Origin of the sequence: Rhodosalinus sediminis (genome assembly GCF_003385555.1) — a bacterium.
Lineage (GTDB): Bacteria > Pseudomonadota > Alphaproteobacteria > Rhodobacterales > Rhodobacteraceae > Rhodosalinus > Rhodosalinus sediminis.
This window is the reverse complement of record NZ_QOHR01000058.1, coordinates 1-2,977: the sequence shown is the minus strand read 5'-3', so window position 1 is coordinate 2,977 and position 2,977 is coordinate 1. Positions and strand designations below refer to the sequence as shown.

Annotated in this window: 2 protein-coding genes; both read left to right on the top strand. The window is 67.3% G+C overall.

Features of this window, described 5'->3' with window-relative positions:
* Positions 1-133: 133 nt before the first annotated feature.
* Positions 134-844: an FkbM family methyltransferase gene (locus tag DRV84_RS14990; protein ID WP_115982125.1), complete on the top strand. Its 711-nt coding sequence runs from the start codon at positions 134-136 to the stop codon at positions 842-844.
* 3 nt (positions 845-847) lie between these two features.
* Positions 848-2,935 (top strand): glycosyltransferase family 61 protein, encoded by a 2,088-nt coding sequence (locus DRV84_RS14985; protein ID WP_115982123.1) that lies wholly within the window; start codon positions 848-850, stop codon positions 2,933-2,935.
* Positions 2,936-2,977 lie beyond the last annotated feature (42 nt).

Sequence of the window (2,977 nt, the reverse complement as noted above, 5' to 3'; positions counted from 1 at the left end):
CGTGTCACCCAAATTCGGGTATAGCTCCCTAGGCGCGCGGTGCGATTTCGCCTGACAGGAAAGGGCGGTTGCGGCATACTCCGCCCCGAACTGCGCCCTCCGGCAGCGCGGGTATAGAGATGAGGCACGCGCAATGACCGACCAGTCCGACGCGCTCGACCTGCCCGACGGGGTCGTCGCGCGGATGCACGGGATCGAGGTCCCGTCCGCACCGCATCTCGGGCCGAACATGATCAGATCAATGAACGAGGGCCGCTATGAACGGCGCGAGACGGCCGCCGGGCTGGCCGTGATCGGGCCGGGCGCGCGTATCCTCGAGATGGGGGCGGGCAGCGGCATCGTCGGCGCGGTTCTGGCCCGGAACTGCCGGCCCGAAAGCCTGCTGTCGATCGAGGCGAACCCGCGGCTGATCGAGCACATCGCCGCGCTGTATGCGCATAACGGGCTCGGCGAGGTGGCCGCCGTGCGCCATGCGGTCGTGCTGTCGGAGCCGGGTGCGCCACCGGAGGTGGACTTCTTTTTGCGGCCGAACTTTCTGGGCTCGGCGCTGGAGGTGATCCAGAAGCCGGAAAATACAACGAAGGTGCGCGTGCCGGTGCTTCGCTACGCCGATCTCAAGGCCGAGTTCCCCCACGACACGATCATGATGGATATCGAGGGCGCGGAACTCGACTTTCTGCGCCATGCCGATCTGACCGGCGTCGACACCTTCATCGCCGAGATACATCGCGCCGTCTACGGTCGGGCAGGGGCACGGGAATTGCGCGCCCTGTTGTCGGCGCAAGGGCTCGTTCCCGATGCCGAGGCCGCGCGGTCCGGCGTAGTCGTCTATCGGAGGATGTAAGGCATGGGCGAGGACGACGCCAAGCCACCCGGCGCGCCGCAGCCGCCGCGCGCGCGGAGCGCGAAAGCCGCGGTCAGACGCAACGCCTTCGTGCTGCGCGATGAATTTGTCGACGCCTATCACGTCCGCGGGTCCGACGTGCTCTTCGTGACGTTCGACGATCTCGGCACGGTCGAGGAATACGATCCGCCCCAGCCGTGGATGCACCGTCGGCTCGAGCGCATGGACGTTTCCGTTCTGGGGATGATCGCGAAGCGAAAGGACTGGTATCGCAATCCTTCGGCCGCGCGGCTGCTGACGGAGCTGCGCGACGCCGGCTTCTTCGACCGCTTCTCGCGCATCCTCTTCACCGGGTCCTCGATGGGCGGCTACGCGGCATTGACCTTCGCGGGGCTGGTGCCTGGCGCAGAGGTGATGGCGTTTTCGCCACAATCTACCCTGAACCGCGACATCGCGCCTTTCGAGGAACGCTTTCCCTACGGCCATCGCAAGTGGGACTGGGAGACGCCCGACTTCCTCGACGCCGCCGAGGCGGTGCCGCGCACCTCGCAGGTGTGGTTGATCTACGATCCCTTCGTGCCCGAGGACCGCGCCCACGCCCGGCGCCTCGACGGGCCGAACGTGCGCCACGTGAAGCTGGGGCATTTCGGTCATCGTGCCATTCGCAAGTTGTCCAAGTTCCGCCTGCTCGACCCGCTGGTATCGGGCATCGCGGCGGGTTCGGTGGACTGGCCGGCATTCTGGCGCGACCTGCGGCAGGCGCGACGCGACAATCGCGCCTATCTCAAGACGCTTCTCGGCAACGCCGAGGCGGCCGGGCACGGGCAACTGACCCGAGCTGCAGCGGTCCGCGTTCTCGAGAAGTTTCCCCGCAACACGGTTGCGCGCGCGATCCTAGCCAAGCGCGCCGAGCCGGCGAAACTGGCCGAGCGCCCCCGCGAAACGCCCGACTGGACGCACGACCCGGGGCCGCGCGCGCTGTCCGGCGACGCGGTGTTCACCGATGCGTTGCTAGATCTGGACAGGCCGCTCGTCGTGCCGGAGCGGCCCGGCGACCGCAAACTTGCCTGCGGGGTGCTGGAGCCCGGCGGCCGTTTCGTTGAGGAGAGCCGGTCCTGGATCCTTCCAAAAAAGCACACCGTCGCGCCGACTCTGCTGCCCGGGGAAGATGTCTCCGATCTGGCCGGGGTGCACATATTCGGAGGTCATTTGCGCGGGCATTTCGGCCATTTCCTGGTCGAATCCAGCGCTAGGCTCTGGGCGCTCGAACGGCTTCAGGGCCGGATCGACAGCGTCATCTACATGCCGTTTCGCGGCAAACTCCGCCCGGCGCGGAAAGTCATCTCTTCCTACCGCTGGTTTTTCGACGTTCTGGGCATCAACACGCCGATACAAACCTTCGATCACGCCGTGCGTCCCGAGCGCCTGTTCGTGCCCGAGATGGGCTTCGGATGGGGCGCGCGTTATGCGGGGTCGCCGGCCTACCGGGCCTTCATGCGCAGCCGGCTGGAGGCGGCGACCGAGCCGCGCGGCGGCGAGAAACTCTACATCTCGCGGTCCCGCCTGTTGCCGGTACGCGGCAGGGTCCTTGGCGAAAGCGCCATCGAGGCGGCCATGGCCGCCAACGGATACGAGATCTTTCATCCGCAGAAGGCGTCGATCGAGGAGCAGGTCGCCCGCTACAGGGCAGCCCGGGACATCGTGGCACTCGACGGGTCCGCCCTGCATCTGGCCGCGTTCGTGATGCCGCCTGGTGGTCGGGTCGCCATCATCTTGCGTCGCAGCAAGGCCAATGTCGCGGATTACCTAACGCAATACCGCGCGTTCTGCGGGATCACGCCGGGGGTCGTGGACGCACTGGTGACCGAGTGGGTGGCGCCCGACATCGCGCGGTCGGATTATCGTTCGGTGGGGGAGCTGGATTTCGCGAAGGTCTTCGCGCGGCTGGCGGAACTGGGGATGCTGCCGGAGGAGTTCCGCCCCGACCTGCCGCCACGCGAGGCGCTGATGCAGGAGCTAGCCGCGTTCTCCGAAGCCCGCGGCGCGTCGCTGATCCCGCTGGCCGAGGCCCGGATGCGCGCGGCCGAGTGAGTAACCCCGCGCGGCGGCGTCACGCCTCCTTCAGGTCGAATT